Genomic DNA, 26,227 nt, shown 5'->3' with positions numbered 1-26,227 from the left:
GTAGCGAAAGCGAACGCAGTGATCGGCAAAACGACCAAGGGAGTTTACCGCAGCGCTGTCGGCGCCTATGGCGCCTCAGGAAACGGGCCCTGCCCGTTTTCGCGAGCGCAGCGAGAGCGACCAGCGGGAGTGGCAAAGCAGGTTGCCGTCGGGCAACCCCCGACACCCAACCCGCGGGCACAACCCGCTCCTAACCCCGTTGGGCTTCGCGCCGCTCAGCCCAAGCCACGACTGCACGCCCACCGCCCCGGCTCAATCCAGCGCAACCGCGCCCCGTCAATTCGGTATGCTGCTGTTGCCGCTGCTGTAGGAATCGAGCACCTCTTCGCTGCCCGTCTGCTGGGTCTGCATGCTCATCGCCTGGGCGGCCGAGGGCGCGCAATACTGGCAGGGACCCTCGTGGTGGCTGGTCAGGGGCACGATGGTTTCCAGCAATTGGCGCACCCGCCCCATGCCCTCGACCATGACCTCCTGCAGGCTCTCCAGACTGATCACGCCCTCGGTCTTGCCCGCCGCCGGGTTGACCACCAGGCAAATGGGGGCGTAGCACAGGCCCAGTTCGCGGGCCAGCTGCGCCTCGGGCGAACCGGTCATGCCGACCATGTCGCCGCCGTCGCGCTCGATGCGGCGGATTTCTGCGGCCGTCTCCAGGCGCGGGCCCTGGGTGGCGGCGTAGACGCCGGCCATGAGCAGCGGCTTGCCGAGCTGCTCCGCCGCCGCCCGGTAGTCGAGGCGCAGCCGCTCGCAGTAGGGAAAGCTGAAATCGATGTGGACCACCTGCTTGTCGCCGCCTTCAAAGAAGGTGTGATGGCGGCCGTGGGTGTAGTCGATCAACTGGTCCGGACAGGCGATGACGCCCGCCTGCATCGCCTCCGCGATGCCGCCCACGGCGGCGACGGCGATGATCTGGCGCACGCCCACGTAGTGCAGGGCCCAGATGTTGGCCCGATAGTTGACCTGGTGCGGCGGGATGGTGTGGCCGTAGCCGTGCCGCGCCAGAAACACCACTTCCGTGTGGCCCAGACGCCCGAAAGTCAGCGGGCCGGAGGGCTCGCCGTAGGGTGTGCGGACGATGCGGCGGTGAACGATTTCCAGGTTCTTCAGCTTGGTCAGGCCGCTGCCGCCTATGATGCCGACTAAACTCATGTATTTACCTCGGCGGAGATGCCCTCGTGCAGGGCAAAGACCCCGGGGGCATTGCGCCATAGGCCGCTGCAGTCCATCCCGTAGCCGAACACGTACACGTCGGGCACGTTCAGCCCCATGTAGTCGACCGGCACCGTCAGGCTGCGTGGGCGAACCTTGTTGATGAGCACCGCCGTCAGCACCCGGCTGGCGCCCTCGGCCCGGCAGTGGGCCTGGATCTGGTGCAAGGTCACGCCTTCGTCGAGGATGTCGTCGACGAGGATCACCACCCGGTCCTTCAGGCTGTTGCGGGGACGGGCGATCCAGCGCAGCTCGCCGCCCACCGTGGCGCTGCCGTAGCGCGTCGCGTGGAGGTAATCGAGTTCCAGGGGAAAGGCGAGATGGGGCAGCAGCATGCCCGTGAAAACGATGGCACCCGTAAGCACACAGATGACCAGAGGAGGCTCGACCGGCGCCAGTGCCGCCAGGTCGGCGTTGATGCGTGCAGCAATGTCGCGCACCGCTGCGTCAACGGCTGCCGGGCTGTGGATGATGGATACCGGGCCCGGCAGGGTTGACTTGTCCATGCAGGCCTTTACTTAATAGGTAAAGGTAACGACGTCGTCGTCCATGGCCTGTTCGATGACGTAAGCGCCGCCGACCACGTCCTCGATTTCGGGGATCAGGTCTTCCTTGGTGGCGCTCCACAGCTCCAAGGTGGGCGTGCAGGCGTAGAACTTCACGCCGGCCTCATGGGCGTCCTTGATGAAATCGTACACGCTCTTGGGGCTGCCCGGCATGACAAACAGTTTCTCGGCGACGCCCTTCTTGGCCAGCTCGCCGGCGCGGGCGGTCAGAATGACTTCGACTTCGTAGTCCATCGCGGCGGCCACGGTCGCCTGGAAGAAAGGCGCGCCCAGCTCCTGGGGGTTGGAGGGATCCGTGTTCACCATCATCATCAACAGTTTGTCAGCCATCTAAGTCTCCTTGAAAAATGAAGCTCGAGAAAATGCCTTATAATTATACTCACGGCTAGCGGATGGGCACACCTGAATTATCTAATAACAATATAAGCAAGCTTGTTTCTTTGCAAGCGATGCGCCGTTGCGTAACGCGGCATCCGCAGCCGCTTCACGATCCGGAGCCACCCTTTCCATGACGCCTGAAATCATGCTCGTTCTCGGCGTGCTCGCCGTGACCATCCTGCTCTTCGTGACTGAGTTGCTGCGCGTCGACGTGGTGGCGGTGCTGGTGATGCTGGCCTTGGGCTGGCTGGGCCTGGTCAGCCCGCAGGAAGTGTTTTCCGGCTTCGCGAGCAACGCCGTGATCTCCATCGTCGCCGTGATGATCCTCGGCTACGGCGTGGACCGCACCGGCGTCATGCAGCGGGTGACCCGACCCATCCTGCGGCTGGCCGGCGGGCGGGAGTCGCGCCTGACGGCGCTGGTCTCCGCCACCGTGGGCGGCATCTCCGCCTTCATGCAGAACGTGGGCGCCGCCGCCCTCTTCCTGCCGGCGCTCATGCGCATCTCCCGGCAAAGCGGCATTCCCGCCTCGCGCCTGCTCATGCCCATGGGCTTCGCCGCCATCCTGGGCGGCACCTTGAGCATGGTGGGCTCGAGCCCGCTCATCATCCTCAACGATCTCATGCGCAGCGGGGGCCAGGAAACCTTCGGGCTCTTCGCCGTCACGCCCATCGGGCTGGCGCTGCTGGCCGCCGGCATCCTGTACTTCGTGCTCTTCGGCAAGCTGGTGCTGCCGGCCGCCGGCGGCACCAGCAGCAGCACCCAGCTGCAGCAGGCCCTCATGCAGAGCTATCAGCTGCCGGGCACCCTCTTCGAGCTGCGCGTGGCCGCCGGCAGCCCGCTGATCGGCAAGACCCGCGAGGAGGTCGGCATGCATGGGCGCTACCATTTGTCACTGGTAGCCTTGGAGGATGGCGGCGAAGTGCTCTACGCTCCCTGGCGGCACGCCCATTTCGCGCGCGGGCAGGTGCTGGCGGTGATCGGCGACGAGGCGGATGCGCGGCGCTTTGCCAGCGACTTCGGCCTGGAGCTGCGCGCCGCCCCGGAAACCTTCGAAGAGCGCCTCGGCGCCCATGCCGCCGGCTTCGCCGAGGTGGTGGTCGCGCCGCGGGCGCCGCTCATCGGCCAGACCCTGGAGGAGATCGCCCTGCGCCGCCACTACGGTGTGGAACCGCTGGTGCTGGTCCGCCGCGGCGAGCAGGTGCGTGGTGATTTCTCCGACGAGCCCCTGCAAGCGGGCGATGCGCTCATCGTCTATGGGCGCTGGGAGCGGATCAAGGGCCTGGCTGACGAGCAGAATTTCGTGCCGGTGACCCCGGTGCAGGCGGAGCTGATGGACGAGTCCAAGGCCAACCTGGCCCTGCTCTGCTTCGCCGGCGCCATCGGCTTGGCGCTGGCGGGCGTACAGCTGTCCCTGGCGCTCATGAGCGGCGCCCTGGCGATGGTGCTGTTGCGGGTCCTGCCCATGGATGAGGCCTACAAGGCGGTGGACTGGCGCACGGTCTTCCTGCTGGCCGGGCTGATTCCGCTCGGGCTGGCCATGGAAAAATCCGGGGCCGCCGTCTATGTGGCCACCCAGCTGATGAGCTGGCTGCACGGCGCCCACGTGCTGCTGCTCCTTCTGGCGGTAGCCGTGCTGGCCACCCTCTTCTCCTTGTTCATGTCCAACGTGGCGGCGACGGTGCTGCTGGTGCCGCTGGTCATCAGCATGGGCCAGATGGCCGGCATCGACCCGCGCGCGCTGGCGCTGCTGGTGGGCATCTGCGCTTCCAACTCCTTCTTCCTGCCCACTCACCAAGTCAATGCCCTGCTCATGGGGCCGGGCGGCTATCGCAACGCCGACTTCATGCGCGCGGGCGGCATCATGTCCGTGCTGTTCATCGTCATCGCCGTCGGCATGAGCTATCTCCTTTATCTATAAAAGAAAACCCGGCCGAAGCCGGGTTTTGCCGCGGGAGGGCGCGCGCTTACTGGATCTCGATCTTCTTGCGCTTGGCCGACTCCGCCTTGGGCAGCACCAGCTCCAGGATGCCGTCGTGGCAGGTGGCCTTGGCCTGGTTGCTGTCCACTTCCTCGGGCAGTTGGATGCTGCGGGAGAAGCTGCCGAAGCGGCGCTCGCGATAAAGGTAATTGCCCTGCTCCTGCTCGCTTTCGTCCTGCACCTGACCGCTGATGAAGACCTGATTGCCCTGCACCTGGATGTCCAGATCCTCCTTCTTGATGCCGGGAATGTCGGCCTTGACCACGATTTCGTTGTCGCGGTCGACGATGTCGATGCTGGGCGCGCGTCCCACGCCTTCGCCCATGAGCTCGGTCATGCGCACCGGACGGAAGAAGGCCGGCATCATGCTCTCGAAAATCTGATCGAAGGGATCGGCCATGCCACGCGCCACCTGCCGGCCTGCGGGTCTCTGGGTGATGTTAGCCATGATAACCTCCTGTTCATCAAGTGGTTGACGGATCATGTTGCTTTTCCACTTGCTTAGTTGGGGTCAGGGCACGGCCATTTCAAGAGCTGCCAGCGGATAAGGGCCCGGCCTGGTTGGCCGCCATTACCCGATTGCGCCCGGCCTTCTTGGCTTGGTACATGGCCTGGTCAGCCCGCTCCAGCAGGCTTTCCATACTTTCCGGCGCGTGCCAGCGGGCGATGCCGGCGCTGAAGGTGATGGGCAACGGGCTGCCGTTGTGCGGAAACGGCGCACGCGCCAGGACCTGCTGCAGGCGGGTCAGCACCTGCTCAGCCCGATCCAGATCCGTGTCGGGCAGCAGGATCACGAACTCCTCGCCTCCCGAGCGCGCCAGGATGTCGGTAGGCCGCAGCGCGCCACCGAAGACCTTGACCAAGTGCTTGAGCACCTGATCGCCCAAGTCGTGGCCGTAACTGTCGTTCAGGCTCTTGAAGTGGTCGATGTCCAGCAGGGCCACGCTCAGCGGCGTGCGCAGTCGCTGGGCCCGGCTGAACTCGCGGGCGAAGGCCGATGCCATGCCGCGACGGTTGAGCACGCCAGTCAGGGGATCTTCCTGGATGAGCTGGCTGACCTCCTCCAGCTCCTGCTCCAGGCTGCGGATACGGCCCTCGGCGCTTTCCACCTGCTGACGCGCGGCCAGGAGCTCCGTGTGCAGGCGCCGGGTCTGCTCCTCGATGCCCTTGCTTTGCTGAAGGATGTCGCGCAGGATGCGGTTGATCTCGTTCAGGTCCTCGGTGCGCTCCAGCTCGGCCGCCCATGCCTGGACCAGCTGATAGTATTCGCCCGTGGCCAGGGACACCTGCTCGATGCTGCCGATCACCAGCCCGGCCATGGACTTCAGGGCCTCGCGGGCCTCCAGGATGGACTGCTTCAGGAAGCCCTGCTTGTAGATGACTTCCTTGAACTGCTCCTCCACCCGCTTGAGCGCCGACAGATCCAGCGGGGGCTGGATCAGGCCCTGGATGCTGGCCATCTGCCCGGCCAGCCACTGGTCCTCGATGAGCAGCTCGGTGATGTTTTCGGTGAAGAGGCGCAAGAGCGCGATGAGGCCCTCCTGCAGCTGGGCATCGACGTTGCCCTGCAGCTCGATCCGGATCCAGAATTGCTTGAGTTCGCGGGCGAAGGCCGCCAGCGCGGCGCCGTCATCCACCCGCTCGGCGGCGCGGAGCAGGCGTTCGGCCTCGCTCTGCAGGTGCGGCCAGCACCCCAGACGCGGGACGACGCCGAAGCGCAGCGCCTGCACCAGCACTTCCCGCCACTGCTGGAAAGCTTCCACCTGCGCTGCGGGCGACGCTTGCGGTCCATACGGCAGCAGGCGGCGCAAACGCCCCCCCGGCCCAGCCGCCGCTTCGGACACCTCGGACGGCGTCGGCGGGAACACGGCCGGCGAGCGCTCCGGCAGGGCGGCCCACTGCTGCAGCAGGGTGGCGAGCGCCAGGGCAAAGCCCTGGGGATCTGCCCCCCGGCTGCTCACCAGCCGATCCAAGGCCTCCTGCTTTTGCAGATAGGTCAGCCCAGCCTGGCGCCGCTCCCACTCCCGGACCAGGCGCTTGCACAGATCGCCCCAGACGCCGGCCGGTCCGGCGCTGAAGGCCAGCCCCTGCAGGAGCCGCTCCAGCAGCGGCTGCCAATTGGCCGTGCTGCGCCACTGCTCCAGTTCCTGGAGCACGCCCGCCAGCTCCGGATGGCGGGCGGCGGCGTCGCGCAGCATCTCACCGAGCAGGGCGGCCGGCTCCGGCCCGGCCGGCGGCGCCGGCTCGCCGGCCACCTCGGCGTAAATGCGCGCATAGTGCGCCGGGGTCGGGGGCAGGCGCAGCGCCGCCAGCCGCGTGAGGGTCTGACGGGCGAGTTCTGCGGGAGAGCGGGAGCTGGCGGGCATGGTCGGTCCTGGGCGAATTCCCGCCGTGCTGTCAGCGGTAGTAGTCGCGGTACCAGGCGACGAAGCGGGCCAGGCCGTCGGCCAGGGGGGTGGCCGGCCGGAAGCCGACGGCCTGCTCCAGATCATTGATGTCGGCGTAGGTCGCCTGCACGTCGCCGGGCTGGAACGGCAGGAGCTCCAGCTGCGCCTTGCGGCCCAGAGCCTGCTCCAGGGTCTCGATGAAATGCAGCAGTGCCACCGGCTGGTTGTTGCCGATGTTGTACACCCGGTAGGGCGCGTAGCTGCTCGCCGGGTCGGGGGCGTCGCCCGACCACACCGGATCGGGCGACGGGATGTGCTCCATCACCCGCACGATCCCCTCGACGATGTCGTCGATGTAGGTGAAGTCCCGCTGCATCTGCCCGTGGTTGAAGACCGGGATGGGCTCGCCGGCCAGGATCTTGCGGGTGAAGCTGAAGTAGGCCATGTCCGGCCGGCCCCAGGGCCCGTAGACGGTGAAGAAGCGCAGGCCGGTGCAGGGCAGGCCGAAGAGGTGGCTGTAGCTGTGCGCCATCAGCTCGTTGGCCTTCTTGCTGGCGGCATAGAGGGACACGGGATGATCCACGTTGTCATGGGTGCTGAAGGGCATGCGGGTGTTGGCGCCATAGACGGAGCTGCTGGAGGCATAAACCAGGTGCTTGACGCCGCCCTGGCGGCACCCCTCCAGCACGTTGCCGAAGCCCACCAGGTTGCTGTCGATGTAGGCGGCGGGGTTCTCCAGGGAATAACGCACGCCGGCCTGCGCGGCCAGATTCACCACCACGTCGAAGCCGCCCTCGGCGAAGAGTTCGGCCACGGCGGCCCGGTCGGCCAGATCCAGGCGCCGGAAACGGAAGCCCGCCTGCCCCTCCAGCCGCGCCAGGCGCGCCTGCTTCAGGCCCACCTCGTAATAATCATTCAGGTTGTCGATGCCGACCACCGCGTCGCCGCGGGCCAGCAGGCGCTGGCTCAAATGATAGCCGATGAAGCCGGCCGCGCCCGTTACCAGCACCTTGCGCGGCATGCTCAGCCCTCCTGCCGCGCGGCCAGCCAGCGGACGTAGTTGCCCACGCCTTCCTCCACCCGCTGCAGGGGGGCCCCATAGCCGGCCCGGCGCAGGGCGGCGATGTTGGCCTCGGTGTAGCTCTGATACTTGCCGTGCAGGGCGGCGGGCATGGGGATGTACTGGATGACGTTCTCCCGCTGCAGGGTCTGCAGGTCGCGGGGTCGGTGCTGCGGATCCCGGAGGGCGTCGACGGCGTTGACGACCGCCACCGCCACCTCGTTGAAGCTCTGCGCCTGGCCGGTGCCCAGATTGAAGATGCCCTGCCCGGGATGATCCAGGAAGTGGAAGTTGATCTCGACCACGTCGTCCACGAAAACGAAGTCGCGGCGCTGCTCGCCGTGGGCATAGCCGTCGCTGCCCTCGAACAGCCGCACGTAGCCGTGCTCGCGGTACTGGTTGAAGAAGTGGAAGGCCACCGAGGCCATGCGGCCCTTGTGCTGCTCGCGCGGCCCATAGACGTTGAAGTAGCGGAAGCCGACGATGGGCGCGCTGGCCGCGGGCAGGACGCGGCGCACGAACTGGTCGAACTGGAATTTGCTGTAGCCGTAGACGTTGAGGGGGGCTTCGAACTCGCGCCTTTCCTCGAAGACCCGGCCGGCGCCGTAGACGGAGGCGCTGGAGGCGTAGAGCAGCGGCACGCGCTGGTCCTGGCACCAGGCCAGCAAAGCCTTCGAGTATTCGTAATTGTTCTGCATCATGTAGCGGCCGTCCGGCTCCATGGTGTCGGAGCAGGCGCCCTCGTGGAACACGGCCGCGGCCTTGGGCAGCTTGCCCTGCTGCAGCGTCTGCAGGAAGAGCTCCTTGTCCAGGTAGTCGGCGATCTCGCAGTCTACCAGGTTGCGGAACTTGTCTCCGCTGCTCAGATTGTCCACCACCAGGATGTCGCGCTCGCCGCGCGCGTTCAGCCCCTTGACGATATTGGCTCCGATGAAGCCTGCACCACCCGTTACGATATACATGCCGTTTCCCGCTTGCTTGTGATTCCCGATGCGCCGTGCCGCCGCGCCTACTCCGTCCGTCCCAGCGCCTGCGCCAGCTCCGCCGGGCTGACGGCGGCGGCGCCCAGCTTGCCGACCACGATCCCCGCCGCCTCGTTGGCCAGGGTGACGGCGTCGTCCAGCGCCCAGCCCGCCGCCAGGGCGGCGGCCAGGGTGGCGATCACCGTGTCGCCGGCGCCGGTCACGTCGAAGACCTCGCGCGCCCGGGCCGGATGATGAAAGTGCTCGCCGCTGGCCAGCACCAGGGTCATGCCCCCCTCGCCCAGGGTCACCAGCAGGCTCTGCAACTGCAGATCCTCGATCAGGGCCAGGGCGCGGGCCAGGAAATCCGCCTCGTCGCGCCAGGGGCCCACCACCGTCTGGAATTCCAAGCGGTTGGGCGTCAGCAGATAAGCGCCGCGATAGCGGGCGAAGTCCCGGCCCTTGGGGTCCACCAGCACCCGCAACCCCTGTCGCCGGGCGTGGGCGATCAGGCTCGGCGCCTCGCTCAGGGCGCCCTTGGCGTAGTCGGACAGCACCAGCAGGTCCGCCTGGCCGCAGGCCTGCTGCACCGCCTCCATCAGGCCGTCGATGTGATGCGGCGCCGGCTGGTCTTCGAAATCCATGCGCAGCAACTGCTGATGCTGGCTGATCACGCGCAGCTTGACCGTGGTCGGGCAGGCGCGATCGGGCAGCAACTGGTGAGACACGCCCTGCCCGGCCAGCAGCGCTTCCAGGCGTCCGGCCGCCTCGTCCAGCCCCACCGGCGCCAGCAGGTTCACGCCCGCCCCCAGGGCGGCGATGTTCATGGCCACGTTGGCGGCGCCGCCGGGCCGCTCCTCCTCCCGTTGCACGCGCACGATGGGCACCGGCGCCTCGGGGGAAATGCGCTCCACGGCGCCGTGCCAATAGCGGTCGAGCATGACGTCGCCCGCCACCAGCACCCGGGCGCGGCCCAGGCTGGCCAGGGGCGGCAGCTTGTCGGCAAACGATGACATTCCAGTTCCTTCTTGCAACGAAAATCGACGGCCGGATCCGTTCGCCGGGGCGCTCATGGGGCGATTTCCAGCACTACGAAGGCCAGGGCGTGGCCCCGCTCGTCGGAGATGCTCAAATGCGCCCTGATACCCTCGCCGAAAGCCAGCAACCGCGCCTGCGCGCGGCCCGCCCACAGAAGCTGCGGCTGCCCCAGGTTCGTATGCGTCACCTGCACGTCCCGCCAGCGCATGCCGTCGCGCAGGCCCGTGCCCAGGGCCTTGAGGGCGGCCTCCTTGGCGGCAAAGCGGCGAGCCAGAAAGGAAGCTGGATGCGCGTGCGCGACGAAGTCCGCCAGTTCCAATGGGCCGAGCAGCCGTTGCGCCAGCCGGTTGCCGAAGCGCGCGTGCAAAGCCTGCATGCGCGCGGTTTCCACCAGGTCGGTGCCGATGCCGACGATCAACGGGCGGCGGCCTCGCGCATCAGGCGCTTCATCTCCTGCACCGCCTGGCGCAGGCCGCTGAAGAGCGCACGCGAGACGATGGCATGGCCGATGTTCAGCTCGGCGATGCCGGGGATGGCGGCGACCGCCTGCACGTTATGGTAGTTCAGGCCATGCCCGGCGTTCACCTGCAAGCCCAGCGACTGGGCCAGGGCCACGGCGCTTTCGATCAGCGCCAGCTCGTCCTGGCGGGCCTGGGCGTCGGCGGCATCGGCGTAGCGGCCGGTATGGATCTCCACCACCGGCGCGCCGGCCTCTGCGGCGGCCTCCAGCTGAAAGGGATCGGGGTCCACGAACAGGGACACGCGCACCCCGCCCTCCTTCAGGCGCTTGCAGGCCTTGCCGACTTTCTGCAGCTGCCCGGCCACGTCCAGCCCGCCCTCGGTAGTCAGTTCCTCGCGCCGCTCCGGCACCAGGCAACAGTCGGCGGGACGCACGCGCAGGGCGGTCTGGATCATTTCCTCGGTGACCGCCATTTCCAGATTGATGCGGGTCTGCACCGTCTGTGCCAGCAGTTCCACGTCGCGCACCTGGATGTGGCGCCGGTCCTCGCGCAGGTGCAGGGTGATGCTGTCCGCGCCGCCCTGCTCCGCCTCGAAGGCGGCCTGGATCGGGTCCGGGAAGCGGGTGCCGCGCGCCTGGCGCAGGGTGGCGATGTGATCGATGTTGACGCCTAGTTTAATCATCCGGGTTCTCTGCCTCCAGGGAAGACGGTTCGCCGTCGGGATTGCGCGTGCCGGCAGCATCCGCGGCATGATGGCCGCGCCAGTAGGCCCGCAAGAGGGCCTGGCTCTGCAGCGGCCGGCTGCCCAGGAGCGCGGCCAGCTCGCCGCGCAGCCAGTGCTTGGCCATCCGCCGCTCGGCTGCGTCGGGCAGCCCCGGCGCGCCCTGCAACTGCAGGAGGGTCGGCGCGTTCAGGGCGAAGCCGCCGAAGCGGCCGGCGCCGTGCTCCTCGCAATACAGGCCTTCCTGCGGGAAATAGTACCATTTTCCCGCTGCGTCATTGAGGGTCTTGCCGCAGCTGCGGCAGTGGGTCAGATCGGGACCGAAGCCGATGGCCTGCAGCAGCTCCAGCTCGAAGCGCCGCAGCACCCAGTCGGGCTCCCGGCCGGCGGCCAGATCGGCCAGGGCCGTCTCGTAGGCGGTGAAAAGCGCCGGATGGGGATCCCAGCGGGCCAGCAGGCGCAGCAGCAGTTCGTTCAGGTAGAAGCCGCAAAGGGTCGGCAGGGTGGACAAGGCCAGGATGGGCCCGCTTTCCTCGGCCTGGGTCAGGGTCACCAGCTCCCCGCGCCCCCGCCAGCTCACCAGGTATCTCTGCCAAGGCTGCAGACGGCTCAAGCTGCTGCGCGGCCGCCGCGCGCCGCGCGCCACGGCGCCGATGCGCCCGTGTTCGGCAGTGAACAACTCCACCAGCAGGCTGCTCTCCTGATAAGGATGGCGGTGCAGCACATAGGCGGGTACCGCCTCCGGCGCGGTCATCAGCTCTCTCCGTCATGATAGCCGAGACTGTGCAGCACGCGGGCATCCGTGGACCAACCGCTCTTGACCTTGACCCAAAGCCCCAGGAACACCCGTCGGTCCAACAGCTTCTCCAGCTCCAGGCGGGCCGCCTGGCCGATCTGCTTGAGCCGCTCGCCGCCGGCGCCGACCAGGATGGCCTTCTGCCCCTCCCGCTCCACGTAGATGGTGGCATGGATGCGCGTCAGGCGGCCCTCTTCCTTGAACTCGTCGATGGCGACGGCCATGGCGTAGGGCACCTCCTGCCCAAAGCTGCGGAAGACCTGCTCGCGGATGAGCTCCGCCGCCATGAAGCGCATGGACTTGTCGGTGATCTCGTCCTCGCCGTAGAAGGGCTCGCCCATCGGCAGATAGCGGACCAGCAGGTCTTCCAGGCGCTGCACGTCCTCGGGCCGGCGCGCCGACAGCGGCACGATCTCGGCAAAGTCGTGCCGCTGGGCCATGGCTTCCAGGAAGGGCAGCAATGCCGCCTTGTCCTTGAGCCGATCCACCTTGTTAACCACCAGGATGACCGGTGCCGTGCCCTGGCGCGCCAAATCCAGGGCGCGCTGGTCGTCGTCGCGGAAAACCCCGGCCTCCACCACCAGCGCCACCACATCCACGTCGGTCAGCGCGCTCTTGGCCACGCGCATCATGTAGCGGTTGAGCTGGGACTTGGCCACGTGGATGCCCGGGGTGTCCACGTACAGCAGTTGGGCGTCGGGGCGGGTCTTGATGCCCAGAATGCGGTCACGGGTGGTCTGCGGTCGACGTGACGTGATGCTGACCTTCTGGCCCACCAGATGGTTGAGCAGGGTCGACTTGCCCACGTTGGGCCGCCCCACCAACACCACATAGCCGCTTTTATGGGTCGTTTCGTCCACTCAGCCCACCTTGCCCATTTGCTCCAGCATCAGGGCAGCCGCCGCCTGCTCGGCCTTGCGGCGGCTGCCCTCCTCGGCGTCCACCGGCTCCTGCCCCTGCACATGGCAGCGCGCCACGAAACGCTTGTTGTGGGCCTCGCCCTTTTCCAGCACCAGCTCGTAGCGCGGCAGGGACTTGCCCTGGGCCTGCAGATATTCCTGCAGGCGCGTCTTGGGGTCCTTCAGCTGCGCCTTGATCAGCTCGTCGGACAGATGATGGCCCAAGAGGCGGCGGATCACCGCGTGCACGGCATCGAAACCGCTGTCCAGGTAGACGCCGCCCAGCACCGCTTCCAGGGCGTCCGCCAGGATCGAGGCACGCCGAAAACCGCCGCTGCGCTGCTCACCGATGCCCAGAATCAGATGCTTGCCCAGATCGAGGCTCTGCGCCACCTCGGCCAGGGTCTCCTCGCGCACCAGCCGTGCCCGCATGCGCGACAGATCGCCTTCCAATGCCTGCGGAAAGCGCCGGTACAGCATCTCCGCCACGGCGAAATTCAGCACGCCGTCGCCCAGGAATTCCAGCCGCTCGTTGTTGAACACGTGCGAGCTGCGATGGGTCAGCGCCTGGCGCAGCAGATTCTGGTCCCGGAATGCGTACCCGAGCTTTTGCTGTAGGCTGTCCAAACTCAAGTCCCGTCCACCTGCCTTGTGCTTGCCTGAGTACTGAAATCGAAGCATGCGCTCATATTGCCGAAGAGTTTCACCTTGCGCCCGTAGTTCACCCGAATGACCAGGTTGTTTTCCGAATCCCGTTCGACCTGGATGTCCTCGGGTTCGACGTGGTCCACGTCCGCCACCTCGAAGCGCTTCAGCAGCGAATCGCGCACGTCCTTGTCGCTGGCCACGCTGTCGGTGCTTTGCGCCTGGGAGCGGACCGCGGTAATGACGGACCAGTACTCGTAATAAACCGGAAAAATCTTCGCGGTGAGCACGGCCACCAAGACCAGCAGCACCGCCCAAAACAGAAGGCCGATCAATGTCGCGCCCCGTTCTCCCATCGGCCCCGTCATGCCAACCACCTGCTGCATTCCTCCTCCCCCTCATTATAGTTATGGAATCCACTCTCCCATGCGATCCCAGCGCACCCGGTTGCGCTGCCCGTCCCAGGACCACCAGATCAACATGGCCTTACCAACGATCTTGTCATCGGGGACGAAGCCCCAGTAGCGGCTGTCGTTGCTGTTGTCCCGGTTGTCGCCCATCATGAAATACTGGCCGGCGGGCACCGTGATCGGATCCATCTCGCTCATGCCGCTGTTGGGCACGATAAGCACGTCGTGCACATGATGGCCCAGGGACTCCTGATATTTCTGGGTATCCAGGATATACCCCTGCTCGGTCACATAGCTGTAGTCGCCCATATACTGCATGGGCACCGGCTGGCCATTGACGACGATCTGCTTGTTAATATAGGCGACCGTGTCGCCGGGCAAACCCACCACGCGCTTGATGTAGTCCTTGCTGGGGTCTTCGGGGTAGCGGAACACCACCACATCACCGCGTTGCAGCGGGCTGCCCTGGGTGACCTTCTGGTTGACGATGGGCAGGCGCAAGCCGTAGGTGAACTTGTTGACGAGCAGGAAGTCGCCCACCAGCAGGGTGGGAATCATGGAGCCAGACGGGATCTTGAAGGGCTCGACCACGAAGGAGCGGATGACGAAGACCACCAGGATGACCGGGAAAAAGCTCTTGGCGTACTCCACCGGCCAGGGTTCAGGACGCTCGGGAGCCCGGTGCCGGCGCAGCAGCACAATATCGAGCAGCCAGATCATACCGGTGAGCAGCAGCAAAACGAACATCAACAAGCTGAAATCCATGCTTCTTTTCCCCTTGAAAAACCGCCGGCCCGGAAACGCCGATCCTGTCCGGCGTCCCGCTCCCAATCAGGCATGCGCGTGCGCCGACCGCGCGCTTATTTTTCCACCTTGAGCACCGCCAGGAAGGCTTCCTGGGGAATTTCCACGCTGCCCACCTGCTTCATGCGCTTCTTGCCTTCCTTCTGCTTTTCCAGCAGCTTGCGCTTGCGCGTGATGTCGCCGCCATAGCACTTGGCGGTGACGTTCTTGCGCAGCGCCTTGACCGTCTCGCGGGCCACGATCTGCGAACCGATGGCCGCCTGGATGGCCACGTCGAACATCTGCCTGGGGATCAGTTCGCGCAATCGCGCCACCAGCTCGCGGCCCCGATAGTTGGCCTGGTCGCGGTGGACGATGAGGGACAGGGCGTCGACCTTGTCGCCGTTGATAAGCACGTCCATCTTCACGAGGTTGGAGGGCTGGAAGCGCTTGAACTCGTAATCGAGCGAGGCATAGCCGCGGCTGACCGACTTCAGCCGGTCGAAGAAATCGAGCACCACCTCGTTCAAGGGCAGCTCATAGGTCAGCATGCTCTGCCCGCCCATGAACTGCAGGTTCTTCTGCACCCCGCGCTTTTCCTCGCACAGACCGATCACCGCGCCCAGGTACTTTTCCGGCACCAAAATGTTGGCTTCGATGATGGGCTCGCGCATCTCGGCGATCTTTTGCGGCGGCGGCAGATTGGCCGGGTTCTCCACCTCGATCACATTGCCGTCCGTGGTTTCGACCTGGTATACCACGGTCGGCGCGGTGGTGATCAGGTTCAGGCCGTACTCGCGCTCCAGGCGCTCCTGGATGATCTCCATGTGCAGCATGCCGAGGAAACCGCAACGGAAGCCGAAGCCCAGAGCCTGCGAGGTCTCCGGCTCGAAATGCAGGGACGCGTCGTTGAGGCGCAGCTTTTCCAGGGCATCGCGGAAGGCGTCGTAGTCGCTGGACTCCACCGGATACAGGCCGGCGAAGACCTGCGGCTTGACTTCCTTGAAGCCCGGCAACGGCGCGGCGGCGGGACGGGCGGCCTCGGTCAGGGTGTCGCCCACCTTGGCGCCGTCCACCGTCTTGATCCCGGCGATGACGAAGCCCACCGCCCCGGGACCCAGCTCTCCCACCACCAGCGGCTTGGGCGTGAAGACACCCACCTTTTCCACCAGGTACTGGCGCTTGCCGGCCATGGTCAGGATCTTCTGGCCGGCGCGCAGGCTGCCGTTGAAAACGCGCACCAGCACCACGGTGCCGACGTAGTTGTCGAACCAGGAATCGATGATGAGCGCCTGCAGGGGCTCGTCGGCGCTGCCGGCGGGCGGCGGCACGCGCTCGATGATGCGCTCCAGGATGTCGGTGATGCCCACCCCCTCCTTGGCGCTGGCCAGTACGGCATCGCCGGCGTCCAGGCCGATGATCTCCTCGATCTCCTGCTTGACCCGTTCCGGATCGGCGGCCGGCAGATCGATCTTGTTCAGGACCGGCAGGATCTCCAGGTTGTGCTCCAAGGCGGTGTAGCAGTTGGCCACGCTTTGCGCCTCCACGCCCTGGGAGGCATCCACCACCAGCAGCGCGCCCTCGCAGGCGGCCAGGGAGCGGCTCACCTCGTAGGAAAAGTCCACGTGCCCCGGCGTGTCGATGAGATTCAGGGTGTAGACGTTGCCGTCGGCCGCTTTGTAATGCAGGCGCACGCTCTGCGCCTTGATGGTGATGCCGCGCTCCCGCTCGATGTCCATGGAGTCGAGCACCTGACTGCTCATCTCCCGTTCGCTCAGGCCGCCGCACAGGCGGATGAACTGATCGGCCAGGGTGGACTTGCCGTGGTCGATATGGGCGATGATGGAAAAATTTCGAATCTTGCTGGTATCAGTCATCTCGGGATCTGCCAAGTGCCGGGAGCCGCCATCTTATGACAGCTGCGGCATCGCTGCAAAATACAAGAAAAGGGAGCGATCCGCTCCCTTTTCTTGCAAAAGTGAAAAACTTTGACAAGCCTTCAAGCCGCCTCGTTCGGGCTGCGGCAAGGGCTGGCGTTCCGTTGCTCGACGGGATCGATCATTTTAGCAAAGTTCCCTCATTCAGGCATCGCCGCATTCGCGGCGGGCGCGCAGCCGGCAGCCTGCAAAAAGGCGCTGAGCCGCGTCGGATCCAGCACGTAGCGGGCAAGCTCCTGCTCGCCGGCCAGCAGCACCGGGATCAGCAGCCCGTACCGGGCGGCCAGTGCCGGATCGCTGTCCACGTCCACCAGCTCCAATTGCACCTGGCCGCCGGCCAGATAGGGCTGCAGGAGCGCCAACATGTCCGTGCACAGGTGACATTCCGGCCGGCCCAGCAGGCGCAGGGTGACCGGCGCGACAGCACCAGACACCGCCATCACTTGTCCAGCCGCAGGGCCAGGTACAGACTGCCCGGCCCGCGCTTGACCAGCACCGGCACGGGCTGACCCACGGGGAGGCTGGCGACCAGGCGGCGGAACTGCTCCAGACCGGCGACGGGCTGCTGCGCAATGGCGAGGATCACGTCGCCCGGCCGGAAACCGGCGTCGGCCGCCGGCCCTTCCGTGACCTTGAGCACCTGCACGCCGCCTTCCACGCGCAGGCGCTGGCGCAGCGCCTGCGGCAACGGACCGACGGTCAAACCCAAGCGATCCGACTGCAGGTTGCCGCTCGCCAGCGCCGCCGGCTCCTTGGGCAACTCCTCGATGACCACGTTCACCTTCACCGGCTTGCCATCCCGGATCACGGTCAGCTCGGCCCGGCTGCCCACCGGCATCATGCCCACGATGGGCGGCAGATCGCCGGAGGTGTTGATGGCCTTGCCATTGATGGCCACGATCACGTCCCCCTGCCGGATGCCGGCCTTGGCGGCGGGGCCATTGGGCACCACGTCGCCAACCAGCGCGCCGTTCGGGTTGCTCATCTTGAACGACTCGGCCAGCGGCCGGGTGACCTCCTGGATCATCACGCCCAGCCAGCCGTGGCTGACCTTGCCGGTGCTGCGCAGCTGGTTGACCACCTGCATGGCCACGTCGATGGGAATGGCGAAGGACAGCCCCATGAAACCGCCGGTGCGGCTGTAGATCTGCGAGTTCACCCCCACCACCTCGCCATCCATGTTGAAGAGCGGGCCGCCGGAATTGCCGGGGTTGATGGCCACGTCGGTCTGGATGAAGGGCACGTAGCTCTCGTTGGGCAGGCTGCGTCCCTTGGCGCCCACGATGCCGGCCGTCACGCTGTTCTCGAAGCCGAAGGGTGCACCGATCGCCGCCACCCAGGCTCCCACCTTGAGCCGGCTCGGATCGCCGATCTTGACCACCGGCAGGGCTTGGCCGGGGATTTTGAGCAGGGCGATGTCGGTGCGCTCGTCCTTGCCGATCACTTTGGCTTCAAATTCGCGCCGATCGGTCAGCCGCACCACGATCTTGTCCGCGTTCTTCACCACATGGGCGTTGGTGACCACATAGCCGTCCGGACTGATGATGAAACCGGATCCCAGGGATTGGGCCTTGAACTCCCGTGGCGCGCCCCCGTTGGGAATGCCGAAGAAGTGGCGGAAAAAATCATCGAAAGGCGTACCTTCGGGCAGGTCCATGTCCGGGCCCATGACCCGTCCCCGGATCGTCTGCGTGGTGCTGATGTTCACCACGGCGGGGCCATACTGCTCCACCAAGCGCGCGAAGTCCGGCAGCTCCGCCGCCTGCGCGGCCGGCAGCAAAGTGAGGAAAGCGGCCAAAAGGAAAGCATAAGGCCGGAACCAGAGCGCCTTTACACGGTTGTTCACTGTCGGACTCCTTCGCATCGGATGGTTGAAGCAAATTTTTGATTGGAAGCTTATAAATATGGCCCAAACGGCTGCCGCCGAAAAGACTTTTTTGTTTTCAAGGGAGGGGACCTTCGGAGAGCGGGCGAATGGGAACCGCTTGCCCACTGCGGACGACGCGCAGGATCACGGGCTGATAGCGGACATCGTGACGAATGCGTTGACCGAAGCGATGCACCCACAGAAAGCCGAGCAGCAGGCCGCCGAGCGCGAACAGGACGACCCAGCCCTCGACAGCGCTTGCCTGAAGATTGTGCGCCATGGTCTGGCCCAACAAGGCCATGGCGAAGAAGAGCAGCAAAGGAACCGTATAGACGGCCAGAGAGCCTTTCAGCAACGCGGCACCGGCGATGCCGACCACCACGCGGTCGCCCGGCTTGGCGCCCACCCGATTGAGGGCGCTCATTTCAAGCTTGCGCTGGCCCAGCACCTTGGCCAAGGCGCCGGTACCGCAACCTTTCTGCACGGCGCAGCTGCCGCAGGTCGACCGGCGCTGCGCATCGATCCAGGCGATCTCGCCTTCGACACGCAGAACTTCGGCCTCTTCTTCGAGCAGTTGCGCACTCATGACTGCCGACTGCCGGAACAGCTACTGCACGGCTTCAGCGGCAGCCACCGGCTTGCTTCTCGACTGCTGGAGATGCGCCTCCAGGGCCCGCTGCTGTGCCAGGTACGCCTCCAGGCTGTTCTCCGGCTGCAGCTGCAAAGGCGACCACTGGCGGGCGCCGTAGGTACTGATGTCGTTCACGGCTGCCGGACTGATGCCGTCCGGCAGGCGCACGGGACCGGCGACCGGCGCCGACACGCTGGTCGTGAACGGCGTGGTCGCCGTGTCCTGCGGCTGCAGCAGCAGGAAACTGATGGCGCCTACGCTGGCGGCCACGGCAACCGCCCCCACCTTGCCCCAGAGAGGCAATGGGGCATGCTTGGGTGCCAGGGCAGCCGGGGCCAGTATGGTGGGCTCCAGCTCGACCGCCGCAGCAACGCGGTCGGCAAAGCCGGCACTGGCCAGGGTGGCAGATTGACGGGAGTGCAGCAGATAAGCGGTGGTATGGAGGCGGGACCAATCCTTTCTGAGCGTTTCGTCTCGCATCAACCGCTCGAAGAGGCGCTCAACCTCGGCATCCGTCAATTCTCCATCCACAAAGGCAGACAGCTCTTCCTTGTTTATCGACATATTAAATGTCCTTTCTTTCCAGCAACGGTTCCAGCTCCCTACTGATGGCCTCTCTGGCTCTAAATATTCTGGATCGCACGGTGCCGATGGGACAATCCATGGCCTGGGCGATTTCCTCGTAGCTCAAACCCTCGAACTCGCGCAGGGTGATGGCCACGCGCAAGTCTGCAGGCAGATGATCCAATGCCTCGGTGATACGCTGAGCCAGTTCGCGCTCCAGCAACATACCCTCGGGCGTATCATACTCCCTTAGTGCATCGGCACCCTCAAATTGTTCCGCATCCTCCGACTCAAAGTCGGCCGTGGGGGGACGACGCCCCTGAGCCACCAGATAGTTCTTGGCCGTGTTCACCGCAATACGGTAGAGCCAAGTATAGAACGCGCTCTCGCCCCGGAAGGTTTTCAGGGCACGATAGGCCTTGATGAACGCCTCCTGGGCCACGTCCTCGGCCTCCTCCGGATCGCGCACATAGCGCGAGACCAGGGACAGGACCTTGTGCTGGTACTTGCGCACGAGCAGGTCGAAGGCCCCTTTGTTGCCCTTTTGGACGCGCTCGACTAAAAGGCGATCGCTCTCGTGTTCGGCCATTGCCGGCATTCCTCGTGCACTCATTCGGTTCGTAGGGCAGCACCGGAGGGGCTGACGGGCCCGTCAGCCGTAGGGGCGCAAGCAAGAGGCTGTCTAGTGCCCTTTCGTTGTTGTAGCGGGTATAGTAGCAAAATTGAACGCATCACCAAGAGACCTTCGCACCTTTGCAAGAGAAGCAGGATGACTCGATGACACAATACGCCAGTGACTTCCTCGTGATCGGCAGCGGCGTCGCCGGCCTGACCGCCGCCCTCGGCCTGGCCGAACTGGGCAGCGTCGCGGTACTGGCCAAGTGCGGCCTCACCGACACGGCCACCCTGTGGGCCCAGGGCGGCATTGCGGCGGTCATGGCGGATACGGACTCTTTTGCCGCGCACATCCAGGACACGCTGGTGGCCGGCGCGGGCCTGTGCCACGCGGACGTGGTCAGCCACGTGGTGCAGCACGGCCCGCAGGCGATCCGCAGCCTGGTCAGCCAAGGCGTCGCCTTCACCCGCGAGCACGCCGAAGGCCTCGCCGAAGAGGGGGACACCTATCACTTGACACGGGAAGGAGGCCACAGCCAGCGGCGGGTACTCCATGCCGCCGACGCCACGGGCAGGGCCATCGAGATTTCCCTGGCGAGCCGGGCACGGAGCCACCCCAACATTCGCATTTTTGAGCAGCACCTGGCCGTGGATCTGATCACGGGCACCAAGCTGGGCCTGCCTGATGCCGCTTGCCTGGGTGCTTATGCCTTCGACAAGCAGCGCCAGCAGGTCAGGACCTTTGCCGCCAAGGTCACCATCCTGGCGACCGGCGGAGCGGGCAAGGTGTATCTGTACACAAGCAACCCGGACGTGGCGACCGGCGATGGCATCAGCATGGCTTACCGGGCGGGCTGCCGGATCTCCAACATGGAGTTCATCCAGTTCCATCCCACTTGTCTGTATCACCCGCAGGCCAAGTCATTCCTGATCACGGAGGCGGTGCGCGGCGAGGGCGGCCGGCTCAAGCTGATCAACGGCGAGCCGTTCATGCAGCGCTACGACCCGCGCGCAGAGCTGGCGCCCCGCGACATCGTCGCCCGTGCGATCGACGCGGAAATGAAGCGCCGGGGAGACGATCACGTGCTCCTCGACATTTCGCACAAGCCAGCCGAGTTTATCAAAACCCATTTTCCCAATATATACCAGCGCTGTTTGCAATTGGGCCTGGATATGACCAAAGGCCCAATTCCGGTGGTGCCGGCGGCCCACTACACTTGCGGCGGCGTCATGGTGGACCTGCAGGGACGCACGGACCTGCCGCGTCTCTACGCCATCGGCGAAGTCACCCATACCGGTCTGCACGGCGCCAACCGCCTGGCCAGCAACTCCCTGTTGGAGTGCGTCGTCTATGCCGAGTCGCTGTGCGCCGACATCGGCGCCCAGTGGGACCATCTCTCGCGCCTGCCCCTGCCCGCCCTGCCGGCCTGGGACGAGAGCCGCGTGACCGACTCAGACGAAGAGGTGGTGGTGTCCCACAACTGGGATGAGCTGCGCCGCTTCATGTGGGACTACGTGGGCATCGTGCGCAGCAACAAGCGCCTGGCGCGGGCCAAGCGCCGGGTGGATCTCCTCAAGGCGGAAATCGACGAGTACTACTCGCATTTCCGCCTGAGCAACGACCTCATCGAGCTGCGCAACCTGGTGCTGGTGGCCGACCTGATCATCCAGTCGGCCCAGGCCCGGCATGAGTCGCGCGGCCTGCACTTCTCGCTGGACTACGCTCCCAATGCCCTGCCGCCGCTGGACACGGTCATGCAGAAGGACTGGCCGGCGCCGCGGCTGGTCGGGATCGATGCAGCAGCAGCACCCGCAACGGCCGCAAGCGCTGCCGCTCCCGGCTAGCGGCCGGGTAGAGCAGCCGGTAGACGCGCCCATCCTCGCCGCGGAAGCGCAAGGCCAGTAGGCGCGGATGCACGAAGGCACCCGGCAGCAGCCGGGCGTGCAGACGCCGCCCGCTGCCCAGGGCCAAGGCGAAGCGGTCCGCTTCGAGCCAAGCCAGCGCCGTCACCGCGCGAGAACAGGGGCGCACGCCCGCGCAGGCCCAGACCAACCCTCCCCAGAGCAGCACCGGCATGCCCACCCCCAAAGCCAGGGGCCAGTGCGCCCACCAGGGCGGCAGGCACAGGCTGATCAGCAGCAGCCCCGGCGGCAGCACCGCCAAGGCCGAGCGCGCCGGCGACAAAGGCAAGTCGGTCCAGTCCTGCGCTTTTCCCGAGTAATTCGTTTGGGTATGATGAACGTCAAAAGCACGAGGGCCGGGGCGCGAGAGCTCGGGAGCGGCGCCGGCATTACGATTCGGGCCGCGCCCGCTGATCTCCGGCGGCAGATCCGCACTGCGCCTACCCCCCTGCACCTCGCCCATCAAGTCTGACTCCTCAGCCAAAAAAGGACCACCCATGCACACAGTGTGGCGCAACTTTCTGGAGAAGCAAGACGCACGCTTTGACCTCGAGGACCAGGTGCTGGACTTCGGCCAACCGCAAAGGGAGCTGGAGGCTGCCGCCCACGGCACCATCATGTCCGACCTGTCCTGCTACGGCCTCATCCGGGTCGCCGGTCCCGACGCGGAGAAATTCCTGCAGGGCCAGTTTTCCAATGACATCCGCGAGGTAAGCGACGCCCGCGCGCAACTGAGCAGCTACAGCAATCCCAAGGGCCGCATGCTGGCCAACTTCCTCGTGCACCGCTGGCAGGACGCCTACTGGCTGCACCCTGCCGGCGATCTCAGCGAGGGCCTGGTCGAGCGCCTGAAGAAGTACCGGCTGATGGCCAAGGTGGACCTGGAAGAAGCCGGCGCGCAGTGGGTGCGCCTCGGCGTGGCCGGGCCGCAGGCCGAAAGCGCACTGGCCCAGGCGCTGGGCGCCGAAGCGGTCCCGCCGGAAGCCAACGCCAGCCGGTCCCAGGCCGATTGCACCGTCATCCGGCTGCCCTGGAGCAACACCCCGGCCTTCCTGGTCATGGGCACGGCGGAGCGCCTGCAGGCGCTGTGGGAGCAGTTGCAGGCGCAAGGCGTGCACGCCGCGGGCATGGCTCCCTGGCGCCTGCTGCGGATTCGCGCCGGCATCGGGCTCGTCAGCGCGCCCACCGCCGAGCAGTTCATCCCGCAGGAGCTGAACCTGGAGATCCTGGGCGGCATCAACTTCAAGAAAGGCTGCTATCCCGGCCAGGAGATCGTGGCCCGCACCAAGTATCTGGGCCGCTTGAAAAGCCGTGCCTATCGCCTGGAAAGTCCGATCGCCGCCGATCCCGGCACCGCCATCGTCGGCACGACGCTGGAGGGTCAGGCCATCGGCCAGATCGTCGATTGCGCGCCCACCGGACGGGGCACCTACGACTGCCTGGCGGTGCTGCGCATCGACAATGCCACGGAGGATCTGCGCCTCGGCAGCGAGAAGGGCCCGCTCCTGGAACTGCTGGACCTGCCCTACAGCCTGCCGGAAGCCAGCTGACGACAGCCGCGGGCCTTTCCTCGGGCTCGCGCCCCCTGCCCTGCCCGAAGCCCTGCATCAGAACAGCCCGCTTGCCCGCCGTCGGTGCGGCCTGCGGCCCATCGGCCGCGCTTTTCCGTGCTTCGGCGCCAGGCACGCGCCTTGCTTCAGTTGTCGACATCACAACAACAGCAGGCGCCCATGAACCCTTTCGAAAGATTCTACGAAGCACGCCAGGAGCTCTCCACTTTTCTGGGCGCGATCCTGGAAGGCGCGGGCAGGCCCGAGCTTTTCGCCGATCGGACCCGATTGACGGAAACCCTCCGCTGCCTGCTGCGGAAATACCCCTTTCTGGATCTGTGCTACGCCCTCGACGGCGAGGGCCGGCAGGTCTGCGACAATGTGGTGCACGCCCGCCACCGCAAGCGCATCGCCGCTGCCGGCGCCGGCGCCGACCGCAGCCACCGTGCCTACTACCGGCAGGCGCTCGACGGCGGCGCCGTCCTGACCGCACCCTACCTGTCCTCGGCCACGCGGGAAATGTGCGTCACCGCCGCCGTCCCGGTGCGCGGACGCGACGGCGGACTCGTCGGGGTGCTGGTGGCCGACGTGGACTTCCAGCGCGCCTTGGCCCTGCTCGAGGGCGATCGCGGGCGGCGGCGCCTAGAGCCGGTCTTCAAGGCGATCTACGCCCTCTTCTCCCTGGGCCTGCTGGTCATCAGCCTGGCTCTCGGTGCCCACGCGCTGCTGGCGCTGGGCGCCATGTGGAGCAGCTTCAGCGATGCCAACACCTATGCCGCGCCTTTCCAGGCGACCATCCTCCTCACCCTGGCCCTGGCCATCTTCGATTTGGCCAAGACCATCTTCGAGGAAGAGGTGCTGATCCACAAGGACGTGCGCCGGCACAGCGCCACGCGCCGGACCCTGACCCGCTTCATCGCGGCGATCCTCATCGCCATTTCCATCGAGGCCCTGATGCTGGTCTTCAAGTTCGCCATCGACAAGCCGGACCACCTGCGCGATGCCGCGTGGCTCATCTTCGCCGCCGTCGGCCTGCTGCTCGGCCTTGGGGTCTACGTCTTCCTGGGAGCGAAAGCGGAAATCATGCTGCTCCAGCACCGCCGCACCGCGCGCCGGCAGGATTGAATGCCGCGGAACGCGGCTGGGCCGCTGCGGATCATGACAGGCCGTAGCGCTTGAGTTTGCGGTACACGGTTCGCTCACTGATGCCCATCACCTCGGCTGCCTGCTTGCGATTGCCGCCGAAGCGCGCCAGCAACTCGCGCAGGTAATCCCTTTCCAGCGCATCCAGGGCGCGGCCGGCGCCGGGCACTGCCGTCGCCGGCAGCGCCGGCGCGGGCGGCAGCCCCAGCTCCGGCTCGCCGATGAGGCCATTGCTGCACATCGCCGCCGCCCGCTGCAGGACGTTGCGCAGCTCGCGCACGTTGCCCGGGAAATCGTGACCCATGAGGCGCTGGAGCGCGGCCTCGCTCAGCCGGGCATGGGAGCCATTCGCCTGGTTGATGCGCGCCAGCAGCATTTGCGCCAAGGCGGGAATATCGCTGCGCCGCTCGCGCAGAGCGGGCAGCCGCGCGCTCAGGCAGGCCAGGCGGTAGTACAGGTCCTCGCGAAAGCGGCCTTCGGCCACCATCCGCGGCAGGTCGCGGTTGGTGGCGGCTACGATCCGCACGTCGGCGCGCAGCAGCTCGCGTCCGCCGAGCCGCCGGAATTCGCCCGTTTCCAGCACCCGCAGCAGCTTGGCCTGCACGCTCAGCGGAATTTCGCCGAGTTCGTCCAGGAACAGGGTCCCGCCGTCCGCCAGCTCGAACAATCCCTGCTTGCGGCCCGTACAGCCCGTGAATGCGCCGCGTTCATGGCCGAAAATCTCGCTTTCGAACAGGGATTCGCTCAGGGTGGCGCAATCGACCGCCAGGAAGGGCCCTTGGCTGCGGCGGCTGCGCTGATGCACGTAGCGGGCTGCCAGCTCCTTGCCCACGCCGCTCTCCCCGTGCAGCAGAATGCTGACGCTGCTTGCCGCTGCTTTGCCCAGCTGCTCGATGGTCGCCAGGAAGACAGGAGAACGGCCGATCAGCCTCATCTCATCGCAATCGAGTTCCTGGGCGGAGGCCAATTGCTGGACCGACTCACCCAGCAGCAGGCGCCCATCCGGGCCCTGGACGGGATGGCCCTTGATGCGCACGTGCTCCGCCTCGCCATGCTGGTCATAGTGGGTGTGCAACGCCTGGTACGCCTCGCCCCGCTGGAAGACCCGCTGGTGCGGGCAGTCCTCGCCATGCATGTGGCAGGGGTGGGCCAGGTGGTGGGACACGGCATGGCAATGCCGCCCGACCACCTGCGCCGGCGCCACGCCATAGGCCCGGCTGTAAGCCGCGTTGGCAGCGACGATGCGGTACTGCTCGTCGATCAGTACGAAGGGATCTTCCTGCACGTCGATGATGGACTGAATGACGCGCGACCAGTGCGGGCTCATGGCGCTCTCCTCCCCCGGGGCAAGCATTGACATTATCGGACAGGGTTGTCTGCCACAATGTCATGAACAACTGACATCCTTGTCAAGCACGCCGCCAGGCAAAAACATGAATCACTGCAAAATCAATGGGTTTTCCATGGGCACGCGCTTTGCTATCCCACTCTGCCGCAATCAGGCAGACAACATGCGGGAATGCAGACCAGGCACGCCCATCGGCTCGCGACCCAAGGCGCCGGGGCCTTCGATTGCCTGCGACAAGGCGCATCCCGGTTTTCAGCGTTTAACGCATAAAGGAGGACAATCATGGCGCACATAGTCATTGTCGGAGCGGGGACGGGGGGGATGCCGGCGGCGTATGAGCTGCGGGCGGCGTTGGGGCGCGCGCACCGGATCACGGT

General features: G+C 66.2%; 27 protein-coding genes. 4 read left to right on the top strand and 23 right to left on the bottom strand.

The features are described from left to right. Window positions 1–276: 276 nt before the first annotated feature. From G579_RS16830 to G579_RS0109305, 3 genes are read right to left on the bottom strand one after another with little or no spacing between them, the layout of a single operon-like run. Entirely contained in the window at window positions 277–1,146 is an 870-nt protein-coding gene (locus G579_RS16830) for an S-methyl-5'-thioinosine phosphorylase (RefSeq protein ID WP_081662699.1), read from the bottom strand. Beyond that, on the bottom strand, window positions 1,143–1,712 hold the full coding sequence (locus G579_RS0109310; protein WP_028989968.1) for a hypoxanthine-guanine phosphoribosyltransferase: 570 nt from the start codon (window positions 1,710–1,712) through the stop codon (window positions 1,143–1,145). Before G579_RS0109310 ends, G579_RS16830 begins: the two co-directional genes overlap by 4 nt. 12 nt (window positions 1,713–1,724) lie before the next feature. Then, window positions 1,725–2,102 (bottom strand): DsrE/DsrF/DrsH-like family protein, encoded by a 378-nt coding sequence (locus tag G579_RS0109305; protein ID WP_028989967.1) that lies wholly within the window; start codon window positions 2,100–2,102, stop codon window positions 1,725–1,727. 178 nt (window positions 2,103–2,280) lie between these two features. Here G579_RS0109305 and G579_RS0109300 point away from each other — a divergent pair, with 178 nt between their 5' ends. After that, window positions 2,281–4,071 (top strand): SLC13 family permease, encoded by a 1,791-nt coding sequence (locus G579_RS0109300; protein ID WP_028989966.1) that lies wholly within the window; start codon window positions 2,281–2,283, stop codon window positions 4,069–4,071. A gap of 46 nt (window positions 4,072–4,117) precedes the next feature. Here the strand turns inward: G579_RS0109300 and G579_RS0109295 are convergent, their stop codons facing one another. From G579_RS0109295 to rpoE, 18 genes are all read right to left on the bottom strand, one after another. Then, window positions 4,118–4,579, bottom strand: a complete 462-nt coding sequence (locus G579_RS0109295; RefSeq protein ID WP_038019217.1) for an Hsp20/alpha crystallin family protein — start codon at window positions 4,577–4,579, stop codon at window positions 4,118–4,120. Between the two features lie 79 nt (window positions 4,580–4,658). Next, window positions 4,659–6,497, bottom strand: a complete 1,839-nt coding sequence (locus G579_RS0109290; RefSeq protein ID WP_028989964.1) for a GGDEF domain-containing protein — start codon at window positions 6,495–6,497, stop codon at window positions 4,659–4,661. 31 nt (window positions 6,498–6,528) lie between these two features. Continuing rightward, window positions 6,529–7,539 (bottom strand): NAD-dependent epimerase, encoded by a 1,011-nt coding sequence (locus tag G579_RS0109285; RefSeq protein ID WP_038019214.1) that lies wholly within the window; start codon window positions 7,537–7,539, stop codon window positions 6,529–6,531. A gap of 2 nt (window positions 7,540–7,541) precedes the next feature. Next, window positions 7,542–8,540, bottom strand: a complete 999-nt coding sequence (rfaD, locus tag G579_RS0109280; RefSeq protein ID WP_028989963.1) for an ADP-glyceromanno-heptose 6-epimerase — start codon at window positions 8,538–8,540, stop codon at window positions 7,542–7,544. Between the two features lie 47 nt (window positions 8,541–8,587). Continuing rightward, a complete protein-coding gene (gene rfaE1, locus G579_RS16825; protein ID WP_051181318.1) occupies window positions 8,588–9,556 on the bottom strand; it encodes a D-glycero-beta-D-manno-heptose-7-phosphate kinase in 969 nt (322 codons plus the stop codon). Between the two features lie 53 nt (window positions 9,557–9,609). After that, the gene (gene acpS, locus G579_RS0109270) at window positions 9,610–9,996 is read right to left on the bottom strand and encodes a holo-ACP synthase (protein ID WP_028989962.1); all 387 of its coding nucleotides are present in this window, start codon (window positions 9,994–9,996) and stop codon (window positions 9,610–9,612) included. Further along, the gene (gene pdxJ, locus G579_RS0109265) at window positions 9,993–10,721 is read right to left on the bottom strand and encodes a pyridoxine 5'-phosphate synthase (protein WP_028989961.1); all 729 of its coding nucleotides are present in this window, start codon (window positions 10,719–10,721) and stop codon (window positions 9,993–9,995) included. The genes acpS and pdxJ overlap by 4 nt, the downstream gene beginning before the upstream one ends. Further along, window positions 10,714–11,514, bottom strand: a complete 801-nt coding sequence (gene recO, locus G579_RS16820) for a DNA repair protein RecO (RefSeq protein ID WP_051181316.1) — start codon at window positions 11,512–11,514, stop codon at window positions 10,714–10,716. Before recO ends, pdxJ begins: the two co-directional genes overlap by 8 nt. Continuing rightward, window positions 11,514–12,416 (bottom strand): GTPase Era, encoded by a 903-nt coding sequence (gene era, locus G579_RS0109255; RefSeq protein ID WP_028989960.1) that lies wholly within the window; start codon window positions 12,414–12,416, stop codon window positions 11,514–11,516. Before era ends, recO begins: the two co-directional genes overlap by 1 nt. Continuing rightward, window positions 12,417–13,088, bottom strand: a complete 672-nt coding sequence (gene rnc, locus G579_RS0109250; RefSeq protein WP_028989959.1) for a ribonuclease III — start codon at window positions 13,086–13,088, stop codon at window positions 12,417–12,419. Continuing rightward, a complete protein-coding gene (locus G579_RS0109245; protein ID WP_051181311.1) occupies window positions 13,085–13,486 on the bottom strand; it encodes a DUF4845 domain-containing protein in 402 nt (133 codons plus the stop codon). Before G579_RS0109245 ends, rnc begins: the two co-directional genes overlap by 4 nt. 21 nt (window positions 13,487–13,507) lie before the next feature. After that, window positions 13,508–14,275, bottom strand: coding sequence for a signal peptidase I (lepB, locus tag G579_RS0109240; protein ID WP_028989957.1), 768 nt, complete (start codon window positions 14,273–14,275; stop codon window positions 13,508–13,510). 95 nt (window positions 14,276–14,370) lie between these two features. Then, a complete protein-coding gene (gene lepA, locus G579_RS0109235; RefSeq protein WP_028989956.1) occupies window positions 14,371–16,170 on the bottom strand; it encodes a translation elongation factor 4 in 1,800 nt (599 codons plus the stop codon). Window positions 16,171–16,370: 200 nt separating this feature from the next. Further along, window positions 16,371–16,670, bottom strand: a complete 300-nt coding sequence (locus G579_RS0109230) for a glutaredoxin family protein (RefSeq protein ID WP_028989955.1) — start codon at window positions 16,668–16,670, stop codon at window positions 16,371–16,373. Next, window positions 16,670–18,076: a DegQ family serine endoprotease gene (locus G579_RS0109225; RefSeq protein WP_028989954.1), complete on the bottom strand. Its 1,407-nt coding sequence runs from the start codon at window positions 18,074–18,076 to the stop codon at window positions 16,670–16,672. The genes G579_RS0109230 and G579_RS0109225 overlap by 1 nt, the downstream gene beginning before the upstream one ends. Before the next feature lie 97 nt (window positions 18,077–18,173). Further along, window positions 18,174–18,683, bottom strand: coding sequence for a SoxR reducing system RseC family protein (locus G579_RS0109220; RefSeq protein ID WP_211218706.1), 510 nt, complete (start codon window positions 18,681–18,683; stop codon window positions 18,174–18,176). 21 nt (window positions 18,684–18,704) lie between these two features. Then, window positions 18,705–19,292 carry a sigma-E factor negative regulatory protein gene (locus G579_RS18300; RefSeq protein WP_051181307.1) on the bottom strand — a complete coding sequence of 196 codons (588 nt, stop codon included), beginning with the start codon at window positions 19,290–19,292 and terminating at the stop codon, window positions 18,705–18,707. 1 nt (window position 19,293) lies between these two features. After that, entirely contained in the window at window positions 19,294–19,881 is a 588-nt protein-coding gene (gene rpoE / locus G579_RS0109210) for an RNA polymerase sigma factor RpoE (RefSeq protein ID WP_028989952.1), read from the bottom strand. Between the two features lie 188 nt (window positions 19,882–20,069). Here rpoE and nadB point away from each other — a divergent pair, with 188 nt between their 5' ends. Next, on the top strand, window positions 20,070–21,752 hold the full coding sequence (gene nadB, locus G579_RS16810; RefSeq protein WP_081662698.1) for an L-aspartate oxidase: 1,683 nt from the start codon (window positions 20,070–20,072) through the stop codon (window positions 21,750–21,752). Here nadB and G579_RS0109200 read toward each other — a convergent pair. After that, a complete protein-coding gene (locus G579_RS0109200; protein WP_038019209.1) occupies window positions 21,661–22,098 on the bottom strand; it encodes a hypothetical protein in 438 nt (145 codons plus the stop codon). The genes nadB and G579_RS0109200 overlap by 92 nt on opposite strands. A gap of 208 nt (window positions 22,099–22,306) precedes the next feature. Between G579_RS0109200 and ygfZ the strand changes: the two genes are divergently transcribed. Beyond that, complete coding sequence (gene ygfZ, locus G579_RS0109195; RefSeq protein WP_028989950.1) at window positions 22,307–23,359, top strand: CAF17-like 4Fe-4S cluster assembly/insertion protein YgfZ; 1,053 nt, start codon at window positions 22,307–22,309, stop codon at window positions 23,357–23,359. A 180-nt stretch (window positions 23,360–23,539) separates the two neighbouring features. Further along, complete coding sequence (locus tag G579_RS0109190; protein WP_028989949.1) at window positions 23,540–24,484, top strand: PDC sensor domain-containing protein; 945 nt, start codon at window positions 23,540–23,542, stop codon at window positions 24,482–24,484. Window positions 24,485–24,515: 31 nt separating this feature from the next. Here G579_RS0109190 and G579_RS0109185 read toward each other — a convergent pair whose 3' ends face one another. Continuing rightward, the gene (locus tag G579_RS0109185) at window positions 24,516–25,829 is read right to left on the bottom strand and encodes a sigma-54 interaction domain-containing protein (RefSeq protein WP_028989948.1); all 1,314 of its coding nucleotides are present in this window, start codon (window positions 25,827–25,829) and stop codon (window positions 24,516–24,518) included. Window positions 25,830–26,227: the final 398 nt, after the last annotated feature.

Source organism: Thermithiobacillus tepidarius DSM 3134, assembly GCF_000423825.1.
GTDB classification, from domain to species: Bacteria; Pseudomonadota; Gammaproteobacteria; order Acidithiobacillales; family Thermithiobacillaceae; genus Thermithiobacillus; species Thermithiobacillus tepidarius.
The sequence above is the reverse complement of the archived record's forward strand: the minus strand, read 5'-3'. Positions and strand labels throughout refer to the sequence as shown.